This is a genomic window from Pantoea rodasii (assembly GCF_002095465.1).
GTDB lineage: Bacteria > Pseudomonadota > Gammaproteobacteria > Enterobacterales > Enterobacteriaceae > Pantoea > Pantoea rodasii.
In genome coordinates, this window is sequence record NZ_MLFP01000002.1 from 157,410 (window position 1) to 172,994 (window position 15,585).

12 protein-coding genes and 1 pseudogene are annotated in these 15,585 nt (G+C 52.6%); 9 read left to right on the forward strand and 4 right to left on the reverse strand.

Translation table 11 applies throughout. The annotated features are described in order from the left end of the window. Positions 1-74: 74 nt before the first annotated feature. The gene (ampG, locus tag HA45_RS03085) at positions 75-1,562 is read right to left on the reverse strand and encodes a muropeptide MFS transporter AmpG (protein ID WP_100702278.1); all 1,488 of its coding nucleotides are present in this window, start codon (positions 1,560-1,562) and stop codon (positions 75-77) included. Positions 1,563-1,616: 54 nt separating this feature from the next. Beyond that, the gene (locus tag HA45_RS03090; RefSeq protein ID WP_100702279.1) at positions 1,617-2,195 is read right to left on the reverse strand and encodes a lipoprotein; all 579 of its coding nucleotides are present in this window, start codon (positions 2,193-2,195) and stop codon (positions 1,617-1,619) included. Between the two features lie 266 nt (positions 2,196-2,461). On the opposite strand from HA45_RS03090, the gene bolA reads away from it, so the two are divergent. The 9 genes and pseudogenes from bolA to HA45_RS03135 all read left to right on the forward strand — a co-directional run bounded on the left by bolA (position 2,462) and on the right by HA45_RS03135 (position 12,844). After that, on the forward strand, positions 2,462-2,776 hold the full coding sequence (gene bolA, locus HA45_RS03095; protein WP_034828103.1) for a transcriptional regulator BolA: 315 nt from the start codon (positions 2,462-2,464) through the stop codon (positions 2,774-2,776). A 301-nt stretch (positions 2,777-3,077) separates the two neighbouring features. Beyond that, complete coding sequence (tig, locus tag HA45_RS03100; RefSeq protein WP_100702280.1) at positions 3,078-4,382, forward strand: trigger factor; 1,305 nt, start codon at positions 3,078-3,080, stop codon at positions 4,380-4,382. A 336-nt stretch (positions 4,383-4,718) separates the two neighbouring features. Further along, entirely contained in the window at positions 4,719-5,342 is a 624-nt protein-coding gene (gene clpP / locus HA45_RS03105) for an ATP-dependent Clp endopeptidase proteolytic subunit ClpP (protein WP_008103933.1), read from the forward strand. 126 nt (positions 5,343-5,468) lie between these two features. Beyond that, a complete protein-coding gene (gene clpX, locus HA45_RS03110; RefSeq protein ID WP_100702281.1) occupies positions 5,469-6,740 on the forward strand; it encodes an ATP-dependent protease ATP-binding subunit ClpX in 1,272 nt (423 codons plus the stop codon). Between the two features lie 258 nt (positions 6,741-6,998). Next, positions 6,999-9,280: pseudogene (gene lon / locus HA45_RS03115) on the forward strand (endopeptidase La). A 212-nt stretch (positions 9,281-9,492) separates the two neighbouring features. Next, a complete protein-coding gene (gene hupB / locus HA45_RS03120; protein WP_034828113.1) occupies positions 9,493-9,765 on the forward strand; it encodes a nucleoid-associated protein HU-beta in 273 nt (90 codons plus the stop codon). A gap of 237 nt (positions 9,766-10,002) precedes the next feature. After that, the gene (gene ppiD, locus HA45_RS03125) at positions 10,003-11,871 is read left to right on the forward strand and encodes a peptidylprolyl isomerase (RefSeq protein WP_100702715.1); all 1,869 of its coding nucleotides are present in this window, start codon (positions 10,003-10,005) and stop codon (positions 11,869-11,871) included. Between the two features lie 140 nt (positions 11,872-12,011). After that, complete coding sequence (locus HA45_RS03130) at positions 12,012-12,335, forward strand: ComEA family DNA-binding protein (protein ID WP_100702283.1); 324 nt, start codon at positions 12,012-12,014, stop codon at positions 12,333-12,335. 101 nt (positions 12,336-12,436) lie between these two features. After that, positions 12,437-12,844 carry an acyl-CoA thioesterase gene (locus HA45_RS03135; RefSeq protein ID WP_100702284.1) on the forward strand — a complete coding sequence of 136 codons (408 nt, stop codon included), beginning with the start codon at positions 12,437-12,439 and terminating at the stop codon, positions 12,842-12,844. 221 nt (positions 12,845-13,065) lie between these two features. Here the strand turns inward: HA45_RS03135 and queC are convergent, their stop codons facing one another. Further along, a complete protein-coding gene (queC, locus tag HA45_RS03140; protein ID WP_100702285.1) occupies positions 13,066-13,761 on the reverse strand; it encodes a 7-cyano-7-deazaguanine synthase QueC in 696 nt (231 codons plus the stop codon). A 26-nt stretch (positions 13,762-13,787) separates the two neighbouring features. Continuing rightward, positions 13,788-15,503, reverse strand: a complete 1,716-nt coding sequence (locus HA45_RS03145; protein WP_100702286.1) for an SgrR family transcriptional regulator — start codon at positions 15,501-15,503, stop codon at positions 13,788-13,790. Positions 15,504-15,585 lie beyond the last annotated feature (82 nt).

Sequence of the window (15,585 nt, forward strand, 5' to 3'; positions counted from 1 at the left end):
AAATGCTATTCGTTAAAATGAGTTCATTGTTATTTTTTTAGCCAAATATTTTTCGACTGGCAAATTATCATTACTTAACTCAGATTTTTTCCCGGCATTTTTCTTAATGCCAAACAATCTAAAATCACACCCAGGGCAACGGCGGCCAAAGCCAGTGCCATGCCAGCTTCAAAAAGGGGGGCCAGCAAATTCTCTAAGTGCAAGATATCGGTGGCATTTAGCGCCAGTGCCAGCAGCCACAGCGCCAGGAAAACGCAGCCCGTGCTGAACAGGCGCACCGTCCAGCGATACCCTTGTGGCCAAAGGCTGCGCATCACAAATTCCCCGCTTTGCTGAATGGCTTGCAACGTACCGCGGCAGACCCACAGCAAAAGCAAACCAGGTACTCCGGCAAATACTGTGAAGGCATAAAATGTTGGCCAGCCCCACAGTTCCACTAACCAGCCCGCGGCAGGACCCACGTAAACACGGCCTACAGCGGAAAGTGCCGAGAGCAAGGCAAACTGCGTAGCGGAGAAGGATTTGTTACACAGCGTCATTAACAACGCCACGAAGGCGGCAGTGCCCATGCCACCGCACAGATTTTCAATAAACACCGCGCTCGCCATGCTCCACAGATGCGCAGGCGTGACGGCCAGCAGCCAGTAGGCGAAGTTCGAAACAGCCTGCAAGACACCAAAAATCATCAGGGCGCGGAACAGGCTCAGGCGCTGCATCAACACGCCACCGTAAAGTGCACCAATGATGGTCGCCAACAGGCCGAGCGTTTTGTTGACCAACCCCACATCGCCCGCGCTGAAGCCCACGCCACGAATCAGAAAGGTGGTGGCGAGTGACGCCGCAAAAGCATCCCCCAGCTTATAAAGGATGATTAAGGTGATCAGCAGCCAGGCATTGTTACGCAGGAAGAAGTCTTTAAGCGGAAATGAAACCGCCTGGCGCAGGGTATGGGGTTCACGCGCGGGAGTCGCGGGCTCCTTCGCCAGAAAGGTCGCGATCAGACCTGGCACCATCAGCAGCGCCATCAACCAGTAAGTGGCTTGCCAGCCGAGATAACGATCTGCCAGCCACAACGCCAAACCACCGGAGATCAGCATCGCCAATCGATAGCCGAGTACGGTAATCGCCGCACCGCTGCCGCGCTCTTCGGGTGGCAAAATATCGGTTTTCCAGGCATCAAACACGATGTCCTGCGAGGCAGAGCAGAAGGCCACAACCACGGCCAGTGCAGCCAGTAGCGTCAGATCGCCGGCGGGTTGCATAAAGCCCATCGCAATAATCCCGGCGATGAGCGCCAGCTGTGTCACCAGCAGCCAGCCACGGCGACGCCCCATAAAGGGCGGGGTGTAACGATCCATCATTGGCGACCACAGAAACTTAAACACGTAAGCCTGGCCAACAAGGGAGAAGAAACCGATGGTTTTCAGATCGACATTCTCAACCGTCATCCACGCCTGTAAGGTTCCGGCCGTGAGTGCCAGCGGCAAGCCAGAAGCAAAACCCAATAGCAGCAATACCGCTGCGTTACGTTGGGTGAAAATGCGCAGATAGTGAGAAGTCATAACCAACCTGAAATGATGCCCGGCCAGCGATGACCGGGCAGAATAGCTGAGGAATTAGCGGGCGTTCTGTTTGATAAACTCGTGAACGCTAGTGTCCTGCGCCATATCAGCAATCACGTCACTCAGGGTAGAGTTAACCGCGTTGGTGATCTTCGCGTTGGTGGCGGTGAATGCGCCTTCTACGCTGTAAGTCTGACGGTAGTTTTTAACCTGCTTGTTACCGTTTTTAGCGGTGGCAATGATGGAGATGTCTGCCTTGGTCGTAATGCTGTAGCGCACGTTGCCTTGAGTCACATCAGCGTAAAGACCATTGACGACAATCTGCAGGTCAACCGCACCGTTTGGACCGATCATATAGCCACGTGACGTCATTTGCTTTTCCAGCACTTCCTGCAGCAGGAAGCGCAGGTCGCGTGAAGGCGTCAGCGTTACCAATTGGCCATCGCGGTTCACTTTCGCCAATGCCTGATCGGAACGCTGATCGGCACCGTTCACACTGATGGTTGCGCCCATCAGACTTGGGTCTTGCTGTGGCAGTTGGATCTTAGGCTGGATATTAAGGGTGGTATTATTGCTGGCACAGCCGGCCAAAATAAAAGCAGCCAGCAGAGGGAATAACAGTTTTTTCAACATACTCATTCTCGTTAGCATATGGGTTGGTTTGCAAAACTGCGGCCATCATAGCATTGCGCGACGGCGAAAAAGCCCCGTGCCAGTGGAAATTGATTGTAAAGGCTTTTTTCGGACAGACGGTCACGTAACAGCGTTGACCTGACGAATAAGCTCGTTAAGATGCGCAGCAGATCAGCAATTATTTCCGGCGCGCCTGCGGGTTGGGCAAAAAACCTACTAATATTTAAACAGATGGGCACAGCGCTCGCCGTTAAGGAGTGTTAACAATGATTCGCGAACAAATAGAAGAAAAGCTGCGTAAGGCGTTCGAACCTGCACATCTTGAAGTGCATGATGAGAGCTACCGTCATAACGTGCCCGCTGGTTCTGAAAGTCACTTTAAAGTGGTGATTGTCAGTGATGTCTTTACCGGCCAGCGATTCCTGCAGCGTCATCGCGCTATTTATGGCGAATTGACGGAAGAACTCGCAGGCAGCGTGCACGCGCTGGCTTTGCATACCTACACGCAAAAAGAGTGGGATGGGCTACAAGATACCGTACTGGCATCACCCAATTGCCGCGGTGCCGGCACCCTTGCCTGATTCCCTCTGCAATCCTCCCCTAAAACGGCCTGCGGGCCGTTTTCTTTTCATTAATTACCCTCAAACGCGATCCATGGCGCAAAAAAGCAGCAAAACCGCTAAAAAGTGGTGAGTTTGCAGCCTCGACTCATTCCAGCGATGCCGCTATAATGCGGCGTCTATTTTTCCGGAATGTCTTCGGGACGCTTCTGGTGACAGGGATTAGGTTCTGCCTGCAGAGGCCGTCCCGGTTGTTGGATACGGCGCATTTAATGTGTGGTGTCTGAAGTTGACCGAGCACGTGATTTTTTGAGGTAACAAGATGACAGTTTCAGTAGAAACCACTCAGGGTCTGGGCCGTCGCATTTCGATTACTGTTGCAGCTGACAGCATCGAAAGTGCAGTGAAGAAAGAACTGGTGGAAGTAGCTAAGAAAGTCCGTATCGACGGTTTCCGTAAAGGCAAAGTGCCAGCACACATCATTTCTCAGCGCTACGGTGCTTCTGTTCGCCAGGACGTACTGGGCGAGCTGATGACGCGCAACTTCGTTGACGCCATCATCAAAGAGAAAATCAACCCAGCTGGTGCACCAAACTACGTGCCGGGCGAATACAAAGAAGGTGAAGATTTCACCTACGCGGTTGAGTTCGAAGTGTACCCAGAAGTTGAGCTGAAAGGCCTGGATGCCATCGAAGTTGAGAAGCCAGTTGTTGAAGTCACTGATGCTGACGTTGACACCATGCTGGACACTCTGCAGAAGCAGCAGGCGACCTGGAAAGAAAGCGATGCAGCAGCGACTGCTGAAGATCGCGCAACCATCGACTTCTCTGGTTCAGTTGACGGCGAAGAGTTCGAAGGCGGCAAAGCGTCTGACTTCGTGCTGGCGATGGGTCAGGGTCGTATGATCCCAGGCTTCGAAGAAGGTGTTGTTGGCCATAAAGCGGGCGAAACCTTCACTATCGACGTGAAATTCCCAGACGATTACCACGCTGAAACCCTGAAAGGGAAAGATGCGAAGTTCGAAATCGTGCTGAAGAAAGTGGAAACTCGCGAGCTGCCAGAGCTGACTGAAGAGTTCATCAAGCGCTTTGGCGTTGAAGATGGTTCAGTTGCTGGTCTGCGTGCAGAAGTGCGTAAGAACATGGATCGCGAGCTGAAAGGCGCTATCCGTAACCGCGTGAAGTCTCAGGCGATTGATGGTTTGGTTGAAGCCAATGACATCGATGTTCCTGTTGCGTTGATCGACGGCGAAATCGACGTACTGCGTCGCCAGGCTGCGCAGCGTTTCGGTGGCAACGAGAAGCAAGCTTTCGAGCTGCCACGTGAACTGTTCGAAGAGCAGGCTAAACGTCGCGTTGTTGTCGGTCTGCTGTTGGGCGAAGTGATTCGCATCAACGAGCTGAAAGCTGACGAAGACCGCGTTAAAGCGCTGATCGAAGAGATGGCTTCTGCTTACGAAGATCCGCAGGAAGTGATTGAGTTCTACAGCAAGAACAACGAGCTGATGAACAACATGCGCAACGTTGCTCTGGAAGAGCAGGCTGTTGAAGCGGTACTGGCGAAAGCCAAAGTGACCGACAAAGCAACCAACTTCCAGGAACTGATGAACCAGACCTCAGCGGCCTGATTCGTTAGTTAACCGAAAGTGCGGAGCCCGCGACTGAAAAGTCGCGGGCTTTTTTCTTTTCTGGCCCAAACCGCACAGATTTGTCCTCTATTTGCTTAATTAATCGGCAAATCTTTCGCTAAGCTCTTTTTCCGTGTTAGCGAATGGGCAAAAGGTTGTTATGCTTGAAACAACTGGGCAGCATCCCCAGATAGAGGGAGCATGCATGAGAACAGTGAGACTGGCTGATTAACCGTCCTGTTATGTCGGAGTGAGGGGGCAGCGCATAGTTTTCCCGGCGCGCCTCACGTAATATCGGTACAGAATGTTGCCAATGAAATTTATCAGGAGACGGTAATGTCATACAGTGGCGATCGTGAATTTACTGCACCGCACATGGCGCTGGTGCCAATGGTGGTCGAACAAACCTCGCGCGGCGAGCGTTCTTACGACATCTACTCCCGCCTGCTCAAAGAGCGTGTGATCTTCCTGACCGGCCAGGTTGAAGATCATATGGCCAACCTGATCGTGGCGCAGATGCTGTTTCTGGAAGCTGAGAATCCTGAAAAAGACATTTATCTCTACATTAACTCGCCAGGTGGCGTGATTACTGCCGGAATGTCGATTTATGACACCATGAAATTCATCAAGCCGGACGTCAGCACCATTTGTATGGGTCAGGCTTGTTCGATGGGTGCGTTCCTGCTAACCGCAGGCACCAAAGGCAAACGTTTCTGCTTGCCGAATTCCCGCGTGATGATTCACCAGCCGCTGGGCGGCTATCAGGGCCAGGCGACGGACATTGAAATCCATGCGCGTGAAATTCTGAAAGTGAAACAGCGTATGAATGAGTTGATGGCTGAACACACCGGCAAATCACTGGAAGAGATTGAACGCGACACCGAGCGCGATCGTTTCCTCTCAGCCAGCGAAGCGGTAGAGTATGGCTTGGTCGATTCCATCCTGACGCATCGCCAATAAGACACATCTGGCTGCCCCTTACGCTATAGTTAACGGGGCAGGTAGTTGGGTTGAATGAATACGGCCGTTGATGTACGGCCAGTGCCGTACACCAAATTGAGTCTGAGAAAGAAAAGAGGTTAGCTGATGACAGATAAGCGCAAAGACGGTTCAGGTAAGTTGCTGTACTGCTCTTTCTGCGGCAAAAGCCAGCATGAAGTCCGTAAGCTGATTGCCGGGCCGTCAGTGTATATTTGCGACGAGTGTGTTGATTTATGCAATGACATCATTCGCGAAGAGATCAAAGAAGTCGCTCCGCATCGTGAGCGCAGTGCACTGCCGACGCCGCATGAAATTCGTCATCATTTAGATGATTACGTCATCGGTCAGGAAAAGGCGAAAAAAGTGCTGGCGGTTGCGGTTTACAACCACTACAAACGTCTGCGCAATGGCGATACCAGCAACGGTATTGAGCTGGGTAAAAGTAACATTCTGCTGATCGGTCCAACCGGTAGCGGTAAAACGTTGCTGGCTGAAACCCTGGCACGCCTGCTGGATGTTCCGTTTACCATGGCAGATGCGACCACACTGACCGAAGCCGGTTACGTGGGCGAAGATGTGGAAAACATCATCCAGAAACTGCTGCAGAAGTGTGATTACGATGTGCAGAAAGCACAGCGCGGCATTGTCTACATCGATGAAATTGACAAGATTTCTCGTAAGTCAGACAACCCGTCAATCACGCGTGACGTATCAGGTGAAGGTGTACAGCAAGCCTTGCTAAAACTGATCGAAGGCACCGTGGCAGCCGTTCCGCCACAGGGTGGACGTAAGCACCCGCAGCAGGAATTCTTGCAGGTTGATACCTCAAAAATTCTGTTTATCTGCGGTGGCGCATTTGCTGGCCTCGATAAAGTGATTTCCCAGCGTGTTGAGACCGGAACCGGTATCGGCTTTGGCGCAACGGTGAAGGGCAAATCCCAGAAAGCCAGCGAAGGCGAGTTGCTGTCGCAGGTTGAGCCTGAAGATTTGATTAAATTTGGTCTGATTCCTGAGTTTATCGGTCGTCTGCCTGTTGTGGCGACACTGAATGAGCTGAGTGAAGAAGCGCTGATTCAGATCCTGCGTGAGCCGAAGAATGCGTTGACCAAACAGTACCAGGCGTTGTTTAACCTGGAAGGCGTTGAGCTGGAGTTCCGCGACGAAGCGCTGACAGCGATTGCGAAGAAAGCGATGTCCCGTAAAACCGGTGCACGTGGCCTGCGTTCTATTGTTGAAGGTGCGCTGCTGGAAACCATGTACGATCTGCCATCGATGGATGACGTGGAAAAAGTGGTGATTGATGAGTCAGTGATTGACGGTCAATCCGAGCCGATGTTGATTTATGGTAAGCATGAAGCTCAGGCTTCTGGCGAATAAATAAACAATCGAACCATGTTGTTATCTTAAAAAAGGGGAAAATGTTTCCCCTTTTGTTTTTCTCTCTCCCGTGACATTGAATGTCGACCAAGCATCCCCATATACTCAATATCCTGTGGGTTGAACTGCAAACTTCTTTTACGCGGTACCCATCACCTGGCGGACATTAAACTAAGAGAGAGCTCTATGAATCCTGAGCGTTCTGAACGCATTGAAATCCCCGTGTTGCCTTTGCGCGACGTGGTGGTTTATCCGCACATGGTAATTCCGTTGTTTGTTGGTCGGGAAAAATCGATTCGTTGCCTTGAAGCGGCGATGGATCATGACAAGAAGATCATGCTGGTTGCCCAGAAAGAGGCTTCAACGGATGAACCTGGTATTAACGATCTCTTCTCGGTAGGGACCGTCGCTTCCGTACTGCAGATGCTCAAGCTACCCGACGGCACGGTAAAAGTGCTGGTTGAAGGCTTGCAGCGTGCGCACATCACCACGCTGGCTGACAATGGCGACCATTTTGTTGCCCAGGCCGAATACCTGATCTCGCCAGAAATTGAAGAGCGCGAGCAGGAAGTGCTGGTGCGTACGGCCATCAATCAGTTTGAAGGCTACATCAAACTGAACAAAAAATTCCACCTGAGGTATTAACCTCACTGAACAGCATTGACGATGCGGCGCGTCTCGCCGACACCGTGGCAGCGCATATGCCGCTGAAGCTGGCTGATAAGCAGTCAGTGCTGGAGATGTCCGACGTGAACGAGCGTCTGGAATATCTGATGGCGATGATGGAATCTGAAATCGATCTGCTGCAGGTTGAGAAACGCATTCGCAACCGCGTGAAAAAGCAGATGGAGAAAAGCCAGCGTGAGTACTATCTGAATGAGCAAATGAAAGCCATTCAGAAAGAGCTGGGCGAAATGGATGATGCGCCGGATGAATACGAAGCGCTGAAACGTAAAATTGAAGCGGCAAAAATGCCGACTGAAGCACGTGAAAAAGCCGAAGCTGAACTGCAGAAGCTGAAGATGATGTCGCCGATGTCCGCAGAAGCGACGGTGGTTCGCGGCTACATCGATTGGATGGTTCAGGTTCCGTGGGTCGCGCGCAGCAAAGTGAAAAAAGACCTGCTGAAAGCGCAGGAAACGCTGGATATCGACCACTACGGTTTAGAACGCGTCAAAGACCGCATCCTTGAGTACCTCGCGGTGCAGAGTCGCGTCAGCAAAATCAAAGGGCCGATTCTGTGCCTCGTCGGACCGCCAGGAGTAGGTAAAACCTCGCTGGGTCAGTCAATTGCTAAAGCCACCGGCCGTAAATATGTGCGTATGGCACTGGGCGGCGTGCGCGATGAAGCGGAAATCCGCGGACATCGTCGTACTTATATCGGTTCTATGCCGGGCAAACTGATTCAGAAGATGGCGAAAGTCGGCGTGAAAAACCCGCTGTTCCTGCTGGATGAGATCGATAAGATGTCATCTGATATGCGCGGCGATCCGGCTTCTGCATTACTGGAAGTGCTGGATCCAGAACAGAATATCGCGTTTAACGATCACTATCTGGAAGTGGATTACGATCTCTCTGACGTAATGTTTGTGGCGACGTCAAACTCCATGAACATCCCGGCACCGCTGCTGGACCGTATGGAAGTGATTCGTCTCTCGGGTTATACCGAAGATGAAAAACTGAACATCGCCAAGCAGCACTTACTGCCGAAGCAGATTGAGCGTAACGCGCTAAAAGAGAAAGAGATCAGCGTTGACGATAGCGCCATCATCGGCATTATCCGCTATTACACCCGTGAAGCGGGCGTGCGTAGCCTGGAACGTGAACTCTCCAAGCTGTGTCGTAAAGCGGTGAAAACCCTGCTGATGGACAAGACCAAGAAGAGCATCAAGATTAACGGTGAAAACCTTAACGACTTCCTGGGCGTACAGCGCTTTGACTATGGTCGCGCGGATACTGAAAACCGCGTGGGTCAGGTCACGGGTCTGGCGTGGACGGAAGTGGGCGGCGATCTGCTGACCATCGAAACCGCCTGCGTACCGGGCAAAGGTAAACTGACTTACACCGGTTCGCTGGGTGAAGTGATGCAGGAGTCTATCCAGGCGGCGCTGACGGTGGTTCGTGCACGTGCGGATAAACTCGGTATCAACGGCGATTTCCATGAGAAGCGTGATATTCACGTGCACGTACCGGAAGGGGCAACACCGAAGGACGGTCCAAGCGCAGGTATCGCCATGTGTACCGCGCTGGTTTCATGCCTGACGGGTAACCCAGTACGTTCCGATGTGGCAATGACCGGTGAGATCACCTTACGTGGTCAGGTACTGCCGATTGGCGGCCTGAAAGAGAAGTTGCTGGCAGCACATCGCGGCGGCATCAAAACCGTGCTAATCCCGGACGAAAACAAACGTGATCTGGAAGAAATTCCACAGAACGTGATTGCCGATCTGACCATCCATCCTGTGAAGCGTATTGAAGAAGTGCTGAACCTGGCACTGGAAAATGCGCCTTACGGAATGCAGGTTGCGACGGCAAAATAGTGATTAACGGCAAAAACCGCTAAAAACCGAAGCTGGCAGGCCAAATGGTGCTTGCCAGCTTTTTTTGTGCCGCTAATTTAAGGGGCTGCTGGATCAACGATTAAGATGAATACCGTTGTCTCAGCTCCACAGGCTTGATATAACTGGCTGCGCGTTCGCACCGGGCGGGAAGCGCGGGTGCGATGTGAATAATAAAAGAGGGGATGAAGAGAGTGAATAAGTCACAGTTGATCGACAAAATTGCTGCAGACGCTGACATTTCTAAAGCAGCAGCGGGACGTGTATTAGATGCATTCATGGGCTCTGTTTCTGACGCGCTGAAAGGCGGTGATGAAGTTGCACTGGTTGGTTTCGGTACTTTCTCTGTACGTGAGCGTGCTGCTCGTACGGGCCGTAACCCGCAAACTGGTAAAGAGATCACCATCCCGGCTGGTAAAGTACCGGGCTTCCGTGCAGGTAAAGCACTGAAAGACTCAGTCAATTAATGACCGCTGATACATCCATTGAAGCATTTTCTTCTATGGATTGAGGACGAAAAAGCCGTTCTCATGTAACATACGGGCACATCATTTTTGATGTGCCTTTTTTATTCTTGATGCGCGGCGATGGCCTTAGGCTATTGTCTCCGCATGGTTGCCAACTGCCAGCCTGAACAGCAGTTGCACGATGATGACATCGTGTCAGAGCTTTACATTCACACTACAGCGGAGTGTTGTCATACCATGATGGACAATTTACGCGCGGCGTCGAATCATGTCGTGCTCAAGATCATTCTGGGATTGATCATCCTGTCTTTCGTATTGACCGGGGTGGGCAACTACCTGATCGGCGGTGGCAGTGATTATGCCGCCAAAGTTAATGGCCATGAAATTAGCCGTGCAGAGCTTGAGCAGGGCTATAACAACGAGCGTAATCGTCAGCAGCAGATGCTGGGCGATCAATTCTCGCAGTTGGCCAGCAACGAAGGCTATATGCAGCAGATGCGCCAGCAGGCGCTGTCACAGCTGATTGATCAGGCATTGCTCGATCAATACATTAAAGATCTGAAGATTGGCATCAGCGATGAACAGATCAAACAAGCGATCTTTGATCAAAAAGCCTTCCAGACCAACGGCAAGTTTGACAACGCGAAATACAACGGCTTAATCACCCAGATGGGCTTTACTGCGGATCAATACGCGGCAGCGCTGCGCAAGCAGTTAGCGACGCAGCAGTTGATCAATGCGGTGGCCAATACCGATTTCATGCTGAAAGGGGAAACCAGCAAGCTGGTGGATCTGGTGTCACAGCAGCGTGAAGTGCGTCAGGCAGTGATTGATGTCAACGCGCTGGCAGCAAAACAAACTGCCAGTGATGATGAGATCAATCAGTATTACCAGCAGCATCAGAACAGCTTTATGGCGCCTGAGCAGTTCCGCGTGAGCTACATCAAGATGGATGCAGCCAGCATGCAGGAAACGGTGAGCGAAGCGGATATCCAGAGCTGGTTCGATCAACACAAAGCCGACTACTCACAGCCGCAGCGCAATCGCTACAGTGTGATTCAGACCAAAACCGAAGCAGATGCGACGGCAGTTCTGGATGCGCTGAAGAAGGGTGAAGACTTCGCCACGCTGGCAAAAAGCAAATCCATCGATCCAATTTCGGCACGCAAAGGCGGCGATATGGGTTGGCTGGAGCCGGGTACCACGCCGGATGAGCTGAAAAATGCCAACCTGACGCAAAAAGGCCAGCTGTCTGGGGTGATCAAATCTTCAGTCGGTTTCCTGGTGGTGCGTCTGGATGATGTTCAGGCAGAGCAGGTCAAACCGCTTGCTGAGATCCATGATGCCGTTGCTGACAAAGTGAAGCAGGAAAAAGCGGTTGATGCTTTCTACAAGCTGCAGCAAAAAGTCAGTGAAGCGGCCAGCAATGACAACGAGTCATTGGCAGGTGCAGCACAGGCTTCCGGTCTGAAAGTGGCTGAAACCGGCTGGATTACCCATGATGAGGTTCCGGCTGAACTCGATTTCGATCAGGTTAAGCAGGCGATCTTCAACGGTGGTTTAGTGGGTCAAAACGGTGCGCCGGGTAATAACTCAGACATCATCAGTGTTGATGGAGATCGTGCGTTTGTTCTGCGTATCAGCGAGCACAAACCGGAAGCGGTGAAGCCGTTGGATCAGGTAAAAGCGCAGATTGCCGATACCCTGAAGCATGATAAAGCCACGCAGCAGGCAAAAGCGCAGGCAGATAAACTGCTGGTTGATCTGAAAGCCGGTAAAGAGGATGTGTTGAAAGCTGCAGGTTTGACCCTGAGCGCCAGCAAATCCTTTGATCGCAACGCGCAGGATCCTGTTGCACAGTCTGCCTTCAACTTGCCACAACCAGCGGATAACAAACCGTCCTGGGGCGTGAGTGAAGATATGCAGGGTAACGTGGTGCTGGTTGCACTGGATAAAGTCAGTGCAGGCAATATGCCACAGCCGCAGATTGACGAAATGGTCAAAGGCGTGACGCAGAACAACGCACAGATTGCGTTCGAAGCGCTGCTGGAAAACCTGCGTAAAGACGCGAAGATCAAATACGGCGCTGCTGCTCAAAGTCAGTAAGCTTCACAAAAAATCTGAATTCGCTGCAACAACTCAAAGGCCGCTTCTGCGGCCTTTTCCATTTCTGCAAAAGCCCTTTTGAGCGTAAATCCTTGCTGTGACACCCTGCTGTGGCTGTCAAACACAAGGAGAAAAACAGCATGGTGAAATCAACTTTTCGCGCATTATGCATCACACTGGCGCTGGGCGGTGCACTCTATACCACCGGATTGGCCGCAGCAGAAAGTCCCAGCGAAACGCAGGCGGCGCAAGTATCCTCGCCGCAAGAGGGACAGATCAGCATCAACCAAGCCAGCGCTGAACAGCTCGCCGCGGCAATGAATGGCATCGGCCTGAAGAAAGCTCAGGCGATAGTCAGCTACCGCGAGCAGTATGGCCCGTTTACCGCCATTGAACAGCTCAAGGAGATACCGGGCATCGGCAACGCGTTGGTTGAGCGTAACAGCAGTCGGTTGAAATTGTGAGGCGGCTCGCGACTTTGAAGGATTGATAAAGCACCCAATCAGGCTGTGCTATGCTCAACAGGTCATACCAGTTGTCATTCTCAGCCTGAACAGGAGCAATAATGCAAACCACAATCAAAGTACGCGGCTATCATCTGGATGTTTACCAGCATGTGAATAATGCGCGCTATCTGGAGTTTCTTGAAGAGGCGCGTTGGCAATGGCTGGAGGATGTTGATGCCTTTCACTGGCTGATGGAGCAGAAGCTGGCGTTTGTGGTGGTCAATATCAACATTAACTATCGTCGTCCGGCGGTGCTGGGCGATGTACTGAATATTGAAAGCGAAGTGTCGCAACTTAACGGCAAAAGCGGCATTATTTCGCAGCGCGTACTGCTGGCAAGCGATGACACGGTGGTTGCGGATGCAGCGTTAACCTTTGTTTGCATCGATTTGCGCACACAAAAAGCGGTACCGATGGAAGGGGAGTTGCGCGAACGTCTGTCGGCGCTGATGGTGGAAAGCCATTAATAGCGGAGCGAGCTGGCGTCAGAAACGCCAGCCTGAGTTCCTGCTTGCGAAGCAGTTCATCGAGTACCCGCCAGCGAAGCAGCTTAGTGAGTTCCTGCTTGCGAAGCAGTTCATCGAGTACCCGTCAGCGAAGCAGCTTAATGAGTTCCTGCTAGCGAAGTAGTTAACAGAGTTCCAGCCAGCAAAACAGCTCAATGCGTCCCAGCCGCGATGCAACTCAATCAGTTCAGGCCGCTTTTTTGTTTCATGGCCGTCATCACCGCGGCAGTATTGGCCTGGTAATCCGCTAACCCACGCGCGCGCAGGTGACAAGCGGCGCACTCACCACAGCCATCGCCCTTCACACCGTTATAGCAAGTCAGCGTTTCTGCGCGCACCAGAGGGAGTTGCTGCCAGTAATCTGCCAGCGCCCAGGTTTCGGCTTTATTCAGCCACATCAGCGGCGTTTCGAAGCGAATGTTACGCGCCATACCTAGGATGACGGAATTGTTCAGCGCTTTGACAAACTCATCGCGGCAATCCGGATAACCGGAAAAATCCGTTTCGCAAACGCCGGTAATCACTGACTCAGCTTCAACCTGATAGGCATAAATTGAGGCTAAGGTCAGAAACAGAATATTGCGGCCCGGTACAAAGGTGCTTGGCAAACCGCTGGCATCTGGATCGTAAGCGGGCACCGGAATGTTATCGCGCGTCAGGCTGCTCACCGCTAACTCGTTGAGTAACGTCACATCCAACACTTTGTGCGCACGGGCACCCAGTTTTTGCGCTAATTCAGCCGCGACTTCAATCTCTTCGCGATGGCGCTGACCATAATCGAAAGTGACACAATGCACTTCGTCATACTGTTGCAGCGCCTGAATCAGACAGGTGGTGGAATCTTGTCCGCCACTGAATACGACAACGGCTCGTTTCATCTTTATTTCCCCAAAAATCAGTGCGCCTATGGTACTGGCTCAGGCTCGGGCTGAACAGTGCCGACTGTGGCGGGCGGTGGAATCCATGCGCGGGTGAAATCAAACCAACCCAGGGTATTGAGCTGGATGCCTTCAACGCCGGGTGGGGCAAACACCTGATAGCGGTAATTGAATAGCGGCAGCAGGTGCCCGTCATGCATCAGCTGCTGGAACAATTGATGCGTCAGCTGCTCGCGTTGCTGTGCACTCGCTTGTTGGGCTATGACACTGAGAGCCGCCTGCAGTTGCGGTGCGCGCAGCGGATGCCACAGTGGATCGTTCTCCAGCCAGTTGACCAGAGTAAACAGCGGGGCGTCGCCAATCAGGCGGTCACCCATCACCACATCCGCGTCACTTAACTCAATGTCGTCACGCCAGCTTTTAACATCATGGAATACGCAGGTGAGGGTGCAACCCTGCTGAGCCAGCAAGGGAACCAATGCCTGAGCCATCACATGTAACTCGACCGGCAAATGATAGTGCAGGGTCAGTTTTTCTGGCAGCGGTACGCGAATCTTTGCCGCAGGCGGCACCGGCCAACCGGGCAGCAGCTCCTGGCTCGGTGTAATCAGTCCTTCATCCAGCGGTAACTGCTGAATCACACCGCTGTGCTGGATCAGGGCAATCAGTGATGTGGCTTGAGCGGCTGTGAAGTGGGCTGAGATACGCGGGGCTAAATAACAGAAGCCAAGGCTGATGCTGTGATCAACCGGGCGCAGCGCATCCAGTTCGTCGGGATCGCCAATGGCAATCTGCACCGGATGGCGGCAACTGGTGCCGAGCCCGTGCGCAAACAGCTGCGGCGTTATCCAGTATTCCACCACCTGAATCAGCGGCCGCTGCAGATGCCAACGCGCGTGGCTTTCAAGGCGCACCAGTTCATCAGTGAAATGCGTCAGTTTCCAGGGACCGCTCCCCACATCGCTGAATTCAGGATGGGGAAGCAGGCAGAACTGGTGTGCCAGCCGCTGCGGTAACCAGTAATCACTTTGGTGCAGCCGAATGCGCAGTGCCAGCGGGTGGGGCGCATCAATCTGGTCGAGGGTTGCCAGTAAGCGACCGCCGCGCTGCGTTTGCTGAATCTGCTGCAGCTGAATGGCTAATTGCGCGGCCTGAATCGGTTCATCGTTATGCCAGCTTAGCTGGGGACGCAGCCAGAAATACCATTCCCGCCCGCTGCCATCATGCTGCCAGTGATGAGCAAGATCGCCTTCCACATCGTTGCCATGGAAGCGGGTCAGCCCAGAAAAAATTTGCCGTAGCAGATGCTGCTCAGCGCGGCCGGTCAGATTTAACGGCTGCAGCGGCTCCAGCGCGCGATAATAGGGAATACGCAGCACTGGCGCCTGGTTTTGCCACTGGCCACCCATCAGCGGTCTGAGCATTTTTACCAGTCGCTCGGGATGCAAATCCAGCACCTGCAGCGCCTGTACCGCTTCACCTGCTTCCAGCTGTTGGGCTAACAGCTGCTGGCGTAACTGTTCGGGTGAAATCAGAAACGTCAGTTCGCCTTGTTTACCGCGTCCCGCTGCGCCAAGCCAGCGCAACCAGCCCGCATCCTGCCACTGACGCAGCAGCGTGCGCACATGTCGTTCGCTGCAGAAGCAGTGCTGAGCCATGGCGGTAACGCTCAGTCGCTGCGGTTCGCCCTGACTCAGTTGCCACAAACGCTGAAATTGATTAACCCGATGAAGTTGACGCATGGCTAAACCCGGAACAGTTTTTTAAAAGTATTCACTATTAGTTCCGCAAATACCAGGCGATAGTAGACCTCTCATTCAGACA

Excerpts from the sequence above, each read along its gene's own strand:
- tig (WP_100702280.1), top strand. The coding sequence starts at position 3,078 with ATGACAGTTTCAGTAGAAACCACTCAGGGTCTGGGCCGTCGCATTTCG.
- bolA (WP_034828103.1), top strand. The coding sequence starts at position 2,462 with ATGATTCGCGAACAAATAGAAGAAAAGCTGCGTAAGGCGTTCGAACCT.
- clpX (WP_100702281.1), top strand. The coding sequence starts at position 5,469 with ATGACAGATAAGCGCAAAGACGGTTCAGGTAAGTTGCTGTACTGCTCT.
- HA45_RS03090 (WP_100702279.1), bottom strand. The coding sequence starts at position 2,195 with ATGTTGAAAAAACTGTTATTCCCTCTGCTGGCTGCTTTTATTTTGGCC.
- HA45_RS03135 (WP_100702284.1), top strand. The coding sequence starts at position 12,437 with ATGCAAACCACAATCAAAGTACGCGGCTATCATCTGGATGTTTACCAG.
- HA45_RS03130 (WP_100702283.1), top strand. The coding sequence starts at position 12,012 with ATGGTGAAATCAACTTTTCGCGCATTATGCATCACACTGGCGCTGGGC.
- ppiD (WP_100702715.1), top strand. The coding sequence starts at position 10,003 with ATGATGGACAATTTACGCGCGGCGTCGAATCATGTCGTGCTCAAGATC.
- clpP (WP_008103933.1), top strand. The coding sequence starts at position 4,719 with ATGTCATACAGTGGCGATCGTGAATTTACTGCACCGCACATGGCGCTG.
- ampG (WP_100702278.1), bottom strand. The coding sequence starts at position 1,562 with ATGACTTCTCACTATCTGCGCATTTTCACCCAACGTAACGCAGCGGTA.
- HA45_RS03145 (WP_100702286.1), bottom strand. The coding sequence starts at position 15,503 with ATGCGTCAACTTCATCGGGTTAATCAATTTCAGCGTTTGTGGCAACTG.
- queC (WP_100702285.1), bottom strand. The coding sequence starts at position 13,761 with ATGAAACGAGCCGTTGTCGTATTCAGTGGCGGACAAGATTCCACCACC.